The organism is Methylorubrum sp. Q1, assembly GCF_004683995.1.
Lineage (GTDB): Bacteria > Pseudomonadota > Alphaproteobacteria > Rhizobiales > Beijerinckiaceae > Methylobacterium.
This window is the reverse complement of record NZ_SRHQ01000016.1, coordinates 1-15,356: the sequence shown is the minus strand read 5'-3', so window position 1 is coordinate 15,356 and position 15,356 is coordinate 1. Positions and strand designations below refer to the sequence as shown.

Here is a 15,356-nt window from a genome sequence, read left to right as displayed (position 1 = left end):
AAATTCGCTCATTACGGTACAGTGGATCTCCTGGTTCTATTGCCGAAATTGAACTCTCAAGAGTCGCTTGAATGAGAATGTCTCGGTGCCATCGTCGAGGATAATCAATCGGCACAGCTGTTTTAAACGAACGAAAGCCAGGTCTCACTCTCTGCCCAGGTTCTTCGCTGGTCGAGGTAAGCCTCACCGAATGCTGATCGGACATGGAGCCGCCGTGGCCTTCGAATGTGTCGGGTGCAGCAGATCCGGAAGGTGGCGGCTCTGCTGATTACGGTCATAGCTGTCTTTTCAGCATTTTATCCTTTATGCGCTAAGGCCGTATTCTTGGGCCCTAATAAAGATTGGCGTCGATAGCCTGCGCTTCATTGCACGAAAGCATGGGGGCAATTTCTGCCTTTAGCAAGTCCAATATGTTTTTTGGGATTGTGGGGATATTGTTGATATGCGAGCCAATGTAGCAGTCTAATTTTCTACATAGTAAGATTTTTAGGTGTTCTGCCTCCGGCCACGGAGGCCTACCCTGGGACCCGCACGCTCCACCGTCGTTGATGTCGGAAAAGTAGCGAGGCATGGAGCGTCAAACCTGAATTGAAATAATTTTCTTCTCTGCAATGCGCAGGTAACTAGGTTTTATTGTGCCGGGTACAATGCTGATTGCGCGCGGATAGAAGTTGCGTTTATCTTTCGATTTGGGATATTCCGCAAGCACACTGCGGCTGCTTCTGCAATAGCATTATTCAACCGCGTTCTTAGCCGCCGCGATCTTCTCGCAGGCTTTGTTGCGGCGACGGTCGAAGGTGGGGGGCCATCGCATGCGCCAGCTGAGCTCGGCGAGCGATCCTCCGACCTTACCGTGAATGACTATCGCCCGCGCTCAACGGTGCACGACATGGCGAGCTCCGCTTTTGTCACTGAGCATGGTGCTGGATAAGGCGACGATATCGAAGGTTGCGCCTAGCACGTCGCCCGCTGCCAAATGGAGCGTGTTGCCACGCGGGGTATAGCTTGGCGTCGTGGGCATCGGCGGCGGGCCGCCTTAAGCCACACGGCAGGCCGACCGTGACAATCTTAAGGAGACCTGGACCGACCATTCCGTTTCAATAGCAGCTCTCGGGCGACAAGCGTAAGCGTCGTCTGGCGGGCACCTTTCGTTGGAGGCGGCCGGAGGGACATACGGAGGGAGACAGGAGCTCCGTCCCATGTCGATGTCAGAGCGTATGTGTCAACGGGCACCGAAGTCTCCGCAATTGTGGGCTTTCAAAATTCCCTGGCCAGCGGGTTCGGTGCGGATCGGTGATCAGGCGGCCGTGTGATCGGAGGCAGCCTTTCCGGGTGGACGACCGCGACGCCTGGGTGCGGGCGGCGGAACGATCAGGGCCTTGGAGCGGACGTGCTCGGGGACGAGGTCGGCGTGCTGGCGCAGGCGGTAGCTCGCCCCCTCGATCTGGATCACCACGGCATGGTGGAGGAGTCGGTCGAGCAGGGCTGTCGCCACGACCGGATCACCGAACATCTCGCTCCACTCGGCGAAGCCGCGGTTCGAAGTCAGGATCATCGCCCCGCGCTCGTAGCGCGCGTTGACGAGTTGGAAGAACAGGTTGCCGCCACCGGGGACGACGGGGAGGTAGCCGATCTCGTCCACGACCAGCAGCGAGGCCCGGCAGAGATAGCGGATGCGCTCGCGCAGGGAGCCGTCGCGCTCGGCCTTGGCCAGCGAGGTCACGAGATCGGCCAGCGTCGAGAACACCACGCTGCGTCCGGCCTTGACCGCCTCAACGGCAAGCGCGATCGCCAGATGGCTCTTGCCGGTGCCGGGTGGTCCGAGCAGATGGACGACCTCGGCCCGGTCGATGAAGGTCAGTTCCGCCAGCGCCAGGATGCGCTCGCGGTCGAGCGAGGGCTGGAAGGCGAAGTCGAACCCGGACAGCGTCTTGATTGTGGTCAGGCGCGCGACCAGCAGGGCGGTCTTCACGCGGCGGTTCTCGCGCAGCGTCAGTTCCTCGGCCAGGATCACGTCGAGGGCGGCCAAGCCGTCGATCTCGCCCTGCTCGATGCGCCGGACTGTCGCGTCGAGGACCTCCAGGGCGCGCGGCATGCGCAGGCCGACCAGGCTGCGCTTGATGCTGTCGAGGGTCGTGATGGCACAGGATGCGGTGCGGCTCATCGCTGGCCTCCGATCCCGCCGGCGAGGCGTTCGCCGACTGCCTGGTAGACGGCCAGCGAGCGCCGGGCGACGTGATCGCCATGGCGGCCGATCGGCAGACCGTCGGGATGGCCGCGGCGCATGGCCCGAGCGGCCGTGCCTTGCCGATGGTCGGGGTCGATGCGGTACTGCCGTCGTCCCTCCAGGATCGGATGGCTCGCGACGAGCCGGCCACCATCGAGGATGCGGATCGTGTCGGGCAACTGATGCACCTCGACGACGCGCCGGGTCCGATCCGGTACGCTGTATCCGATCCGGTACGCTGTAATAGTTGCCACCGATCGAGACGAGGCCATCGTGGCTGACGCGCCGCTCCAGCGTGAGCAGAGCGTCGAAGGGCAGAGCCGGCAAGGGCTGCAACTCAGGCCGCTCGGCGGCGAAGGCTTCCGAGACGATCCGCTGCGTGGTGCCGTGCAGGCGGACGTTGGCGACGGTATCGAGCCAGATCCGAAGCTGGCGATTGAGGTCGTTGAGGTCGCGGAAGGAACGTGCCAGGAAGAAGTCCTGGCGGATGTAGGAGAACGGTCGCTCGACCTTCCCCTTGGTCTTGGCCCGGTACGGGCGGCAGGCGCGCGGCAGGAATCCGTAGTGCTGGGCGAGTGCCAGAAGGGATCGGTTGTAGACGATGTGGCCGTCCGCATCCTCGCCGGTGACCGCCGTCTTCATGCGATCGTAGAGGATCTCGATCGGCACGCCCCCGATCGCGGTGAAGGCCTGCATGTGACAGCGCAGCAGCGTCTGCAGATCCTGGTGCAGGACGAAGCGTGCCTCGATGTGCCGGGAATGGCCGAGCACCAGCGAGAACAGCCAGACGATGCAGGTCGTGCCCGGCGCATCCGTGAAGGTGACGACGAAGCGGGCGAAGTCGACCTGCGCCTGCTGGCCGGCCGGGGTCTCGAAGCGGACCTCGTAGGGCTTGGCCTCGGGCGGCCGGATCGCGGCGGCGAACCGCTTCACCGCGGTGTAGGCACCGGTGTAGCCGCGCTCGCGCAACTCGCGGGTCAGGCGCACGGCACTCAGGTCGGGGAAGGCGGTGATCCGCTCGCGCAGATAATCGAGATAGGGCGCGAGTTTGCTCGGGCGGCCCGGCTGACGCGGGCCGTAGGCCGGCGGTTCGAGGCCGCGCTCGATGTACTTGCGGATCGTCTTCGGATCGCGGCCGGTCCGGCGGGCGATGGCGGAGACGGACAGGCCCTGTCGGTGCAGGTCCAGGATCATGACGAGTTCTCCCAGCAGGACCATCCTCGTCGCTCCCAGCCGATCGGTATCGGCGGGCATGGTGGCTGAGGATGGAAAAGCCCGAGAGGGCGCGGGGCGTCGCGCCCCTACGGGCCAGGGCACCGACCAGGGAATTTTCGATGCCCACAATCAGGGAGTATTCAACGCCCGCTGACAGTATGGCCATGTCGGAGCCGGTCCGGCGTCTGGAACTGTTCACCGGGGCCGGTCGGCGGCGGACGTGGTCGGCGGACGAGAAGGCCGCCATCGTCGCCGAGAGCGAGGGGCCCGGCGTCTCGGTCAGTGCGGTGGCGCGTCGGCATGGCCTGAGTGCCTCGCAGCTGTTCACATGGCGGCGTCTGGCCCGCCATGCCGGATCGGACTGCGACACGGGCGAGTTGCGCTTCGTCCCGGCCGTGCTCGGGTCGGACCGGCAGGGGCGGCCTCCCGATGCGGATCGTGGCGCGGCGAGCGATGCGCCGGGTCGCGGCTCCATCGCCCCTGGGATCGAGGTCGAACTGGCCAGCGCGACGATCCGGATCGGCGCAGGGGCGAGCGCGGCTCAGATTGCGGCGGTGATCGCTGCGCTGAAGGCTCCAGCATGATCGGTCCCTCGGGCACGGTGCGGGTGATGCTTGCCTCGCGGCCTGTGGACTTCCGCAAGGGGATGGACGGGCTGGCCGCGCTGGTGCGCGAGGCGATGGGGGCGGAGCCGTTCTCCGGCACGGTCTACGTGTTCCGTGCCAAACGGTCGGACAGGGTCAAGCTTCTGTTCTGGGACGGCAGCGGTGTGGTTCTCGTGGCCAAGCGACTGGAGGCCGGTGGGTTCTGCTGGCCGAAGCGGCAGGACGGCGTCGTGCACCTCACCGCGGCCCAGCTCTCGGCGCTTCTGGAAGGGCTGGACTGGAAGCGTGTGCATCCGGCGCGCGTCGTCACGGCCCCGGCGATGGCCGGTTGAGCGCAAAAGACCGGCACGCGGGTTCGTCAATGGTGGCAAGCCGCTGACGGATATGATCTTATCTGTCCCGTGGCCGCGCCCGCTTCGCCCTCCCTCGACGATCCCGCAACGCTCAAGACGCTGCTCGCCGAGGAGCGCGCCGAGAACGAACGGCTGCGCCAGATCATCAAGGCGCTGCAGCGGCACCGCTTCGGACGCCGCGCCGAGAGCCTGCCCGAGGACCAGCATCTGCTCGGGCTGGAGGAGGCCGAGCAGGTCGAGGCCGCAGGTCATGCCGCCGAGGAGGTGGTCGCAACGGTGAGGGTGGAACGGGCAGCGCGACGGCGCTCGAACCGCGGGGCGTTGCCCGCCCATCTGCCGCGCGTGGAGCATGTGGTCGAGATCGAGAGCCTCGTCTGCCCGTGCTGCTCGGGCGGCCTGCACCGGATCGGCGAGGACGTGTCCGAGCGTCTCGACATCGTGCCGGCCCAGATGCGGATTCTCGTCGTGCGCCGCCCGCGCTATGCCTGCCGCGCCTGCGAGGACGTCGTGGTGCAGGCCCCCGCGCCGGCTCGGCTGATCGAGGGCGGGTTGCCGACCGACGCCCTCGTCGCCCAGGTTCTCGTGTCCAAGTACGCCGACCATCTGCCGCTCTACCGGCAGGCACAGATCTTCGCCCGCCAGGGCGTCGGCCTCGACCGTTCGACGCTGGCCGACTGGGTCGGACGCGCCGCCTTCCTGCTCCGGCCGGTCCACGCGCGCTTGCTGGAGCGGTTGAAGGGGTCGGGCAAGCTGTTTGCCGACGAGACCACCGCGCCGGTGCTCGATCCCGGCCGGGGCCGCACCAAGACGGGTCAACTCTTCGCCTATGCCCGCGACGACCGGCCCTGGGGTGGGACCGATCCGCCAAGCGTGGCCTACGTCTACGCGCCCGACCGCACGGCCCGGCAGCCGATGGCGCATCTGTCCGGGTTCCGGGGCGTGCTCCAGGTCGACGGCTACGCGGGCTACAAAGTATTGGCCCGACAGGGCGAGGTGCAGCTCGCGTTTTGCTGGAGCCATGTGCGCCGGGGGTTCTACGAGCTCGACGGACCGATCGCGGCGGAGGTGCTGGCGCGCATCGCCGGCCTCTACCGGATCGAGGCCGAGATCCGCGGCCGCCCCGCCGAGGAGCGCTGCGCCATGCGTCGGGCACGCAGCCGTCCGATCCTGGCGGCAATGGAACCTTGGCTGCAGCAGCGGCTCGGGCTGATCAGCCAGAAGAGCAAGCTGGCCGAGGCAATCCGCTATGCACTGACCCGCTGGGCAGGCCTGAGCCTGTTCCTCGACGATGGGCGGGTCGAACTCGACTCGAACATGGTCGAGCGCACGATCCGGCCCCTGGCCCTGACGCGCAAGAACGCGCTGTTTGCCGGATCGGACGCGGGAGCCGGACACTGGGCGGTCGTCGCCTCGCTCGTCGAGACCTGTAAGCTGGTCGGCGTGGAGCCCCGCGCCTACCTCGCCGACGTCATCACCCGCATCGTCGAGGGCCATCCCAACCGCCGTCTCGACGACCTGCTGCCGTGGGCCTACCCAACCACTTCACCCCTCAGGGACGTGGCCTGAAGACACCGCTTACCGACAAGCGGCCATTCCGCTCGCTTTGGGTGAAGGTCTGGAAGTGGCGCGCAGCCGAACAATCGGCGCGCGAACTCCTGACCCGTTGCAGACCTTCCACCCCGCCGATGCGAATGTCCGCTCGGGGGTTTAAAGCGGCCCCAAAAGCGGCGGCCATGACGTCAGGAGGTTGTGTCACATTAGCGATCACCGACAGGCCTGCTTCGGTGGGAGGGCATGCCGTTAAGGCTCTATCGGCAAGAGGGCCTCCCTTCCTTCCAGCGATGCAGCGAATGTCGACAAAGCCTCTACTACCCCCACACGGCCGTATGGCCTGCACGGCCTGCTTCCCCGGCGGAGCGGTGTGGGGAAGGACGAAGATCCAGTCCGAGGATGGCTGGAGCCTGGAGAACAACCCCTGCGCATGGGGTGCCCAGAACCCCCGCTTCCTCCTGCTGGGCTTCTCGAAGGGCGAACGCCAGTCGAAGGACATCCTGGCGAAGCACCACGACGCAATACCCTACGCCGGCTTCCGCGACCGCCTGACGGGCGGCCTGAGGATGCTCACCCTCTTGGATGAGGGCGACACCCTGGACAACCACCTTAGGTCCGACGAGCAGGATTGGGCCTTCGGGTCCCTGGTCCGCTGCTCGCTGGCCGAAAACGGCAGGAAGTCGGGCACGATCATATCGTCCTCGGCTGCCGCCAAGAGCTACGAGGAATGGCGGGACCGGTGTACTGATCTCTACCTCTCCCGTCTGCCGCCCAGGCTCCAGATCGTCCTCATGCTGTCGAACGACACGTCCTACATGAAGAGCTGCCGTGAACGAATCACCAGGCTTTATCCGGGGACCCGCCAGATCAACGAGGTGGCTTACGGCGATGGAAAGGTGACCTGGGTACACATCGTCCATTTCGGCGGGCAGGGCTTCAACCACATGAATTCCTGGACGGCGCTCGCGGACAACAAGGCGGGGCGGAAGGGGCGTGCTGCCCGGGACGCCGTCCTGGCAGCGCTGGCAGGGAGTGATGCGCGAGCGACGACCAAGGCGATGTGAACCGGATTGGCGCCCGTTCCCCCTCAAATTCTGGGTAAACGTGATTCGATGGCAATGCCCGGAGCTCCGCAATGAACGCAGCCACGCAGTTCCCGACCCTTGCCGACTTTGGCAATGATGGCCGGCACGTTCTCGTCGAGCTCATCGGGGCGTCCGCTTGGCGCTCTCTCGACCAGGCGCTCGCCTCGCTCACGGTCTTCGCTCATCCTGATGCCGTACAAGCAGTAGGCGCGCGAGCTGTGTTCCGTACGATCCGGGGAGGCCCAAAGGGCACGATCCTCGGGGATGTGATGCTGGACGACAATGCAAGCCCGGCGACTGCGTTCGAATGGGCCACCGGCCTCAAGCGGGGTGCCGACCTTCAGTGCAACCACCTTTACTCAGATGCACGGGACCCAGCGTCGTACAGCGACCTGCGCAACATCTGCTATACGCCCACGTTTATCGCTAAGCTCACGGACAGCCAGCGCGAGGTCGTGCCTGACGAACACCTCTCCCAGTTGCTGCGCTACAGGGCATTCGAACTTCACGGCTACACGGGTCCGCGTACTTCCTCTCTTCCGCCCAAGCCCTCAGGGTACGACACCTTAACCTGGCCCGATCCCATCGGCGGAGGAGCGACACCCAAGGAAGTCGCTAGAACTTTCCGGCGGAGAATGGCGCGTCGACCGAAGGACCGGCTCGCAAAGGCAGCTCGGCTCGTGGGGTGGACCTTCTCGGATAACAGCCCCGACGAAACGGTGATCTATTCGGGCAGCCAGTGACCTTGCCCCCTGCTTGCCCCCGTTCATAACCAGAGTCCGTTCTGGTTCTGGCCCTGTTTGGACCGGGTTGCAAACGCTTTCGGGGTGAGCCCGCCGAGGCTCGTGTGAGGGCGGCAGGTGTTGTAGTCGATCCGCCACGCCTCGATGATGGTCCGGGCCGCCGGCAGGCTCCGGAACAGATGCTCGTTCAGGCACTCGTCGCGCAAGCGCCCGTTCAAGCTTTCAACGAAGCCGTTCTGCTTTGGCTTGCCGGGCGCAATGTAATGCCACGCGACCGCACGCTCCTCCTGCCAGCGCAGGATGGCGTGCGAGGTCAGTTCGGTGCCGTTACCCGAGACGATCATCAGCGGCTTGCCACGGCCGGCGATGATCCGGTCGAGTTCACGCGCGACCCGCCGCCCGGACAGCGACGTGTCGACCACCAGCGCCAGGCACTCTCGCGTGCAATCGTCGACCACGACGAGGATGAGGAAGCGGCGCCCGTCGTCGAGCGTGTCGGAGACGAAGTCGAGGCTCCAGCGCTGGTTCGGCTCCTGCGGCACGGCAGCGGGGGCCCGCGTGCCAAGGGCTCGTTTGCGCCCACCGCGCCTGCGCACCGACAGCCGCTCCTCCCAGTAGAGGCGGAAGAGCTTCTTGTGGTTCAGGGTGAGGCCCTCCCGCCGCAGCAGAATGAGCAGGCGCCGGTAGCCGAACCGGCGGCGCTCGCGGGCCAGGCTGCGCAGGCGTACCCGCACAGCCGCATCGTCACCTCGCGTCGAGGCGTAGCGGTAGGTCTTCGGCTCCAGGCCGATCAGCCCGCAGGCGCGACGCTGCGAATAGCCCTTCTCCGCGATGGCCCAGCTCACGGCCGTTCTCCGTGCGCCGGGCGTCAGAAGTTTTTTCCCAGCGCCTCACGCAGCGTCGCCACGTCGAGCATCGCTTCGGCCAGAAACTTCTTGAGCTTGCGGTTCTCCTCGTCGAGCGCCTTCAGGCGACGCGCGTCCGAGACCTCCATGCCGCCGAAGCGCGAGCGCCACGTGTAGAACGTCGCGTCGCTGATGCCGTGGCGGCGACACCTTCCATCACCGAACAGACATGACGCTTCGCATGTCGAACTTGCCGATCAGTGTAGGGGCGCCGACGGGGTAAGGGTAGCCCCTGCGGCCTTAAAGGAGATGCAAAACCTCTTCAACCCAAGCTCCGTAGCGGCGGGCTCGATGGGGTGCGCTTCGAGGTCAGTCCAATCGGATGCGGCCCTGCCTCATCTCCGAGCCATCAAAGGTTGTACCGGTCGGCTCCGTGCATGGTTGGTATTATCTGGAACGTCTACCGGAGGGCGATAGGTTGTCAGACATTGGTGTGCCGACTTTAAAGCCGAACCTTCGGCGCGCCCGAATGTCGTGCTGGACAAGGCCGCGCCCAGCCAGGAAACTTGGCCGCAGGATTCCTGGTCGATTTCGATGTCTCGTCCCCACCTCAGCGCCAGCATCGTCGAGCTTGAACGCATCTTCTCGACCGCCGCGGGCGACAGGAAGGTCCTCAAGACCCTCCTCACGGAACTCGGCCAGCGCTCGACGGAGAGAGCCGGTCGCCTCAAGGCTAGGGTGACCGCGGCTCTGGAAGGCGCCGAAACATTTGAGGCGTCTCCACGCGCCACGACAGTTTCCCCGCCACCGTCGAAGCCTCCGGAGCCTCCCCAGCGCACCGCTACCAAGGAACCGCCTCCCGAACCGAAGCCTGAGGCGAAGCCCTCATCGTCGCCGCCATGGCTGGATCGCGGCCCGCGCCGGCAGCCTCCGCCGGTGAGGGATCGGGCCGAGGACGTGCTCTCGGCCTGGACGGCGTTAGAGGTGCTGTCCCCCATCACCTACCGCAAGCCTGCGGACATGGCGGACGGCGACGCGCGCCGGATCGCCCCCCTTGACGGGGGCCTGCCGTGGCGGCCGCCCGGCGAGAGGGCAAAGCCGAACAAGCAGCTCTTCTACCAGGTCGTCCTCGGCGCCATCCGCATGGACGAGGCGACGAACGCCCTGCTGTCCGTCTTCGTGGACAAGCATCAGGACCGGCCTGCCGCGCGAGGCATGGCGGCCATCGCGACCGTCACCGTCGACAAGGCCGGCGTGCTGGTCGAGGAGGGCGAGGCCGCGGCGTTGTCGAGCTTCGCCTGGGGCCTGCCGCTCGCCCTCAAGCAGGATCTGGTCGGCCTGGGCCGCTGGCCCGAGGCCGAGACCAAGCTGAACGAGGATCTCGATCGTCGGCTCCGTCGGGTAAATGACGAGGGCAAGCCGCTGCCGCTGGACGCCACCGCGATCCGGGGCGCCTACGACTGGCTCATCGGGACGCTGGGACTTCATCCCAGCCTCGTCGAGGGGCCGACCTTCGCGATCCGCGTCTACCACTATTGGAAGGCCCAGGATCCGCCCGACGCCCCGCTGATGGGGAGCTTCTTCCTTGAGGACCTGGCTGCGGTCAGGAAGCTCGTGACGGCGGGGACGGTCCCCACCGCTCTCCGGTCCTACCTCGGGATCACCAAGCGGGCCGAGCGGAAGGACGTCCTCGCCGGCGAGGCGGTGATGGCCGCGTCGGTGGCCCCCGGGCGCTTCCCGCCCGGACGCTGGCCGGCGCCGGGTCGCCATCCCCTCGTCCTGCTGCAGCAGGGCGCCGTCAACGTAGCGATGTCGGACCTGCCGGGCATCGATCTCTTCCCGGTCAACGGGCCGCCCGGGACCGGCAAGACCACCCTGCTCCGTGACATGGTCGCCGCGCTTGTCGTCCGCCGCGCCGAGGCGATGTGCACCTTTGAGGCTCCCGAGAAGGCGTTCACGGCCACCGGCGCGAAGCCCAAGGTCGGTACGGCGACCGTGCCCATCCACCGGGTGGACGAACGGCTGCGCGGCTTCGAGATGCTCGTGGCCTCATCGAACAACAAGGCGGTCGAGAACGTCAGCCGCGAGCTACCCGCCCTGAAGGCCATCGCGGACGACGCCGGTAGCCTGCGCTACTTCAAGACGGTGGCCGACAAGGTCGGCGGTGGGGTCGAGGCCTGGGGCCTGATCGCGGCCGTGCTCGGCAACGCCTCGAACCGCTTCGCCTTCCGCGAGGCGGCCTGGATGGATCCAGATCATGGGCTCCGGACCTACCTGGCCGAGGTGGCGGGCAGCCCGCAATGGATTGAGGAGCCCGACCCGAGTGCGCCCGGGAAGGTCCGCAAGCGCCGCCCCCTCGTCATCGACCGCGAGAGCCCGCCTCGCAACCGGACCGAAGCCCTAAAGCGGTGGCAGGAAGCCCGGTCTGCGTTCCAGGCCGAGGTGGCCAAAATCCGGAATTTTCTCTCCGAGATCGAGGCTGCCCGGAAGGAGGTCGCCGCGCTGCCTGAACTTCGGTCGGCGGCCACGAGGGCGTCCCGTGCCGTGGATGCCGCTGAGGCTGCGGCCGCGGCAGCTAAGCAGGATCACCAGGAATCGGTGACGGAAGCCTCTCGGACGAAGCAGGCGCGGGATCGGGCGCAGCAGGCCTTGGACGCGCACCAGGCCCGTCGGCCCGGCTTCCTCGCGCGGACATTCGGGACGAGGTCGGCGAGGGACTGGTCCGCAAGCAACGACCAGCTTGGATCGGTTCTGGAGCGCGTCGACCGTGAGGCCAACGATGCCGCCGCGCGCTCCGCATCCGCCCAGGGCCGACATGGCGCGGCCGAGAAGGCGAGGAAGTCGGCCGACAGGGAATTCCAGCAGGCGGTCGTGATCCGGGACCAGGCGGAGGAGCGGGTCGCCCTGATGCGCCGGAGATGCGGCGCGCGGGCGGTCGATGCCGCATTCTTCGCTCGGGACAGGGAAGTCCTTCATCTCGCCGCGCCGTGGCTCGACGCCGCCGCGCACCGGGAGCGTGCCCAGGTCTTCGAACTCGCCCTCGCGGTCCACAAGGCCTTCATCGACGCGGCCGCGGTACCGGTCCGGAGCAACCTCGAAAACCTATTCAAGGCGTTGATCGGCCGGAACGCTTGGCAGCCGAAGACTCGACCGCACATGCCCGACCTATGGGCGACCCTGTTCCTCGTCGTGCCGGTGATCTCGACGACCTTCGCCTCCGTCACGCGCATGCTCGGATACCTGCCGCCTGAGACGCTCGGGTGGCTGCTTGTGGACGAGGCCGGGCAGGCTGTGCCCCAGGCCGTGGTCGGCGCGATGATGCGCACGAAGCGGTCCGTGGTGGTCGGAGACCCCCTCCAGATCGAGCCGGTGACGTCCTTGCCGACCGAGCTGGCCGAGACGATCTGCGCGGACTTCGGGGTCGACCCGGAGAGGTGGAACGCGCCGAAGGCGTCGGTGCAGGCGGTGGCCGATGCCTCTGCGACCTTCGTGGCCGAGTTCCAGCAGACCGTGGGCTCGGTGCAGGTCGGCTTCCCCCTGCTGGTACACCGGCGCTGCGCCGACCCGATGTTCAGCCTCTCGAACTCGGTCGCCTACTCGAACCTCATGGTGCACGCGACGCCGTCTCGGACCTCCGCCATCCGGGACGTGCTCGGCCCTTCCCGCTGGGTCGACGTCGTCGGTGGGCGCACCGAGGACAAGTGGTCCGAGGCGGAGGGCGCCGCGGTGGTCGCGATGCTGCGCCGTCTCTCGGATGCCAACGTGGCCGAGCCCGACCTATACATCGTCAGCCCGTTCGTCATCGTGGCCCAGCAGCTGCGCGAGCGTGTGATGAAGTCCGGCCTGCTGCAGCGCTGGACGTCCGATTCGTACGCGTGGACCCGGGACCGGATTGGCACGGTGCATACCGTTCAGGGGCGCGAGGCGGACACCGTCATCCTCGTGCTCGGAGCCCCGCTGCCGACGCAGCGCGGTGCTCGCGGCTGGGCCGGGGGCTACCCGAACATCCTCAACGTGGCCGTCACTCGCGCCAAGGAGAACCTCTACGTCGTCGGCTCCCAGGACACTTGGCGCGAGGCCGGCGTGTTCCGGCATTTGGCGACACGCTTACCTGCGCGAGCCTTGGAAACGGCCGACCCAATATGATGGATGGCCAGCATGTCATGCCACATCAAGCAGCCGCTCTTCCGTTTGCGAGCGCTGGTTGCGGCGGCCTCATGGGCGCCCCCGTAATTCAGCCTTAGATTGATCTGGCCGGTCTGGCGCAGTGGGCTGGCGTACCAGGGGCAAAGGCCATGAACGTCGACGAAGCCATCTATGTACACCGCGAGGACCTGATCGGCCTGGCCGACCGGGAAATCAACTTCGTCGAGCTGGTCGAAGCTATCCATGAGGATGCCAGGGGTGCCACGGAGATATCCATCCTCGGAGGCTACTATGCCGTCGAAGCGCTGGTGAACGTGTGCCGGAAGGTGCCTCGCTCGGCGCGGCGCGACTGCACCCTTAGGATCGCTGTCGGCCTAGAGGCTACTGCCCTCATCCCTCGGACCTGGGGAGACATGCGTGAGGTGGAGAACAGGCTTCGAGGCGTCGGCTTCAGAGATGTGACCGTCAAGGTCGTCATGAACTCGCCGGTACACTTCCATACCAAGCTGTTTCGCATTCTTAGGCGGACGCACCCGGTTTGGTACGTCGGGTCCGCCAATCCGGGCAGCAAGCGCCATGAGATGATGGTGCGGCTCTCGGGACGGCACGAAGCCCTGATGGCTTACATGGATGCTGTGTTCGATGAGGCGAGGTCCGTCGCGGATCCTCAGCCTGCCGTCGACATCCGGACGCTGCGAGATTTCTTCCTGGCCGGAGAGCTCTGCCACAAGCCGCCCACGCCACGCCTCTTCACCTTCGACGCTTTCCGCTTCACGCCGGACAATAGGGAGAAGATCGGGGCGGTTCTCGCCGGCGAGGCCGGCGTCGAGCATGCCCGCCCACGCACGGAGGGATTCGGTTTCAGTCTCCGCAGCGCCCTAGGCCTAGATGACTTGCCTGTCCTAGAGGGCGAGGAGGCGGTGGCTCAGCGCACGCAGTACCGTCGGTCGAGCATCGACACCGTGCTCGGATTGTGGATGCCCAGGAAGTATGCCCGCGAACTCAGGCTGCGCATCGCGGACGATGAGGGCGAGCGGCTGAGAAAGCTCACTGAGATAGCCGAGGAACTGAACGCCGGTCCCGGGCAAGAAAGGGTCCGCGCAGCGTTCGATGCGCACGTGACTTCATTGCAGGGCCTGCTCGACAGGCATGGGATCGAGGTTCAGCCGGTCCCGAACCGCGCTGAGTTGTTCGAGCGGTTCCTGCGGTCGAGGAGCACAACGTTGTCGGACGAGGACGCGCGCAAGCGCTTGGCCCGCACGCTAACGTTGGTCGACATGCCAGACATCTGGGAGGACGAGCATGCCGTCCGTGATTTCGAGACATCCTTCTTCGAGGACCTGACCTACCGCGCCAGCATCACGACCGGCGGGACCGGTCGGATCATAAGGTCGTTCATCGAGAGGTTAGGCTTCCTCGGGGCACATGCGCCGGCCGAGGTGCGTTTGGAGCTGGAGGAAAGCCTGGCCGAAGCGGGCTGGCGCGAACCCGATTGGATTCCATAGGAAAATTCAACGATCAATGATGTGGGAGTCCTCGTGCTTCGGGGTATCCGAAGCGTTTGTGCGAACAGAGACCTAATTTTCTTGAGGCCGAAACGGTCAATTGCGGTTATATCCGAAGTCGCCACGAGTAAGCAGCGCCTCTTTCCAATGCGTTTCTCGACTGATGATGACCTTGTCCTCGGTTCGGTAAGGCCACGCTTCCAGCAGCGTCATACGGAAGTTTTCACGGGCGTAAGCAATACCCTTGTCCGCAATAAGTTCTACTAGGGCTACGTTCCACCCATGGCCGGTCGCCGCGTACGCGGACCAGCGCGACCATATTCCAATGTCATTGTAAGCCGATCCGACATATTTTTTACCAGAACTTTTATCGACAATAAGATAGACTCCCTTGATATTTTGCAGAGCAGTTCTCCAATCAAGGCGCCCGTTCCTGATAATTGTCTCTAGCATTGAAAAATCAAGACTTACGTTGTCAAACCCAGCAAACGGGTCGCCCGAGTATGGCTCCTTCAACACCTCTGTAACGACGACATCGTCAATAATGCCTTCAAACTTGAAGGATTTTCCGCGGCTCAGCTCAAGGGAGATCTTCAGCCGTCCAATCAATTCACTTCCCTGCTCGCATGCAGTAATTTCGTAGCTCGGGCCTTCAACAGGCTGTCGCGCGATCACCTCGAACATTCCGCCGAAGAGCCAAGCGTGGCGCTCAGGATAGAAATCGATAAATGAAATAATGTATCGGCGATTGAAATCGTCTCTCTTCCCGCGCCACCTGTTCCAGCCGACCCACTCCTCTCTATCCCGGGTAAAAACGTCCAGCGGCTGATACTCGCCATTCCAGCGCGCCGCATGAAATTTGAAATGCGTGGCGTCCTCGATATCGAGAATGCTTTTGAGATTGAAAGGCATGGATTTCCTTCGACTATCTTTTGCGGAAGACGTCGTAGCGCACGGCGGCACTACCCGCGCTGCTGAAGTCACATTGACCGGGTCTATTCGGTAAGCCGACCTGTTCCACGTTATGAGGAAGATTCAGGCATGTTCGTCCCGCGCCCTTGTCCGATCTGGACATCTCATC

Annotated in this window: 9 protein-coding genes and 2 pseudogenes; 7 read left to right on the top strand and 4 right to left on the bottom strand. The window is 65.2% G+C overall.

Translation table 11 applies throughout. The annotated features are described in order from the left end of the window. Window positions 1–1,297 precede the first annotated feature (1,297 nt). Complete coding sequence (gene istB / locus E4V01_RS15920; protein ID WP_135299011.1) at window positions 1,298–2,164, bottom strand: IS21-like element ISMex13 family helper ATPase IstB; 867 nt, start codon at window positions 2,162–2,164, stop codon at window positions 1,298–1,300. Beyond that, window positions 2,161–3,445 (bottom strand): annotated as a pseudogene (gene istA, locus E4V01_RS15915) (IS21 family transposase). Before istA ends, istB begins: the two are co-directional and overlap by 4 nt. A 161-nt stretch (window positions 3,446–3,606) precedes the next feature. Between istA and E4V01_RS26585 the strand changes: the two are divergent. The 5 genes from E4V01_RS26585 (at window position 3,607) to E4V01_RS15890 (ending at window position 7,779) form a co-directional block, all read left to right on the top strand. Then, window positions 3,607–4,026 carry a transposase gene (locus E4V01_RS26585; RefSeq protein ID WP_371688526.1) on the top strand — a complete coding sequence of 140 codons (420 nt, stop codon included), beginning with the start codon at window positions 3,607–3,609 and terminating at the stop codon, window positions 4,024–4,026. Next, on the top strand, window positions 4,023–4,379 hold the full coding sequence (gene tnpB, locus E4V01_RS15905) for an IS66 family insertion sequence element accessory protein TnpB (RefSeq protein WP_135299009.1): 357 nt from the start codon (window positions 4,023–4,025) through the stop codon (window positions 4,377–4,379). The genes E4V01_RS26585 and tnpB overlap by 4 nt, the downstream gene beginning before the upstream one ends. Before the next feature lie 69 nt (window positions 4,380–4,448). Beyond that, on the top strand, window positions 4,449–5,966 hold the full coding sequence (locus tag E4V01_RS15900) for an IS66 family transposase (protein ID WP_135299008.1): 1,518 nt from the start codon (window positions 4,449–4,451) through the stop codon (window positions 5,964–5,966). Window positions 5,967–6,286: 320 nt separating this feature from the next. Further along, the gene (locus E4V01_RS15895; RefSeq protein ID WP_135299007.1) at window positions 6,287–7,015 is read left to right on the top strand and encodes a hypothetical protein; all 729 of its coding nucleotides are present in this window, start codon (window positions 6,287–6,289) and stop codon (window positions 7,013–7,015) included. A gap of 71 nt (window positions 7,016–7,086) precedes the next feature. Continuing rightward, a complete protein-coding gene (locus tag E4V01_RS15890) occupies window positions 7,087–7,779 on the top strand; it encodes a hypothetical protein (RefSeq protein WP_135299006.1) in 693 nt (230 codons plus the stop codon). Window positions 7,780–7,802: 23 nt separating this feature from the next. Here the strand turns inward: E4V01_RS15890 and E4V01_RS15885 are convergent. Continuing rightward, window positions 7,803–8,833, bottom strand: a pseudogene (locus E4V01_RS15885) (IS3 family transposase); the annotation flags it as partial. 775 nt (window positions 8,834–9,608) lie between these two features. On the opposite strand from E4V01_RS15885, the gene E4V01_RS15880 reads away from it, so the two are divergent. After that, a complete protein-coding gene (locus E4V01_RS15880) occupies window positions 9,609–12,770 on the top strand; it encodes a DEAD/DEAH box helicase (protein ID WP_153227049.1) in 3,162 nt (1,053 codons plus the stop codon). Window positions 12,771–12,919: 149 nt separating this feature from the next. Next, entirely contained in the window at window positions 12,920–14,275 is a 1,356-nt protein-coding gene (locus tag E4V01_RS15875; RefSeq protein WP_135299004.1) for a restriction endonuclease PLD domain-containing protein, read from the top strand. A gap of 96 nt (window positions 14,276–14,371) precedes the next feature. Here the strand turns inward: E4V01_RS15875 and E4V01_RS15870 are convergent, their stop codons facing one another. After that, window positions 14,372–15,187 carry a GIY-YIG nuclease family protein gene (locus tag E4V01_RS15870; protein ID WP_135299003.1) on the bottom strand — a complete coding sequence of 272 codons (816 nt, stop codon included), beginning with the start codon at window positions 15,185–15,187 and terminating at the stop codon, window positions 14,372–14,374. Window positions 15,188–15,356: the final 169 nt, after the last annotated feature.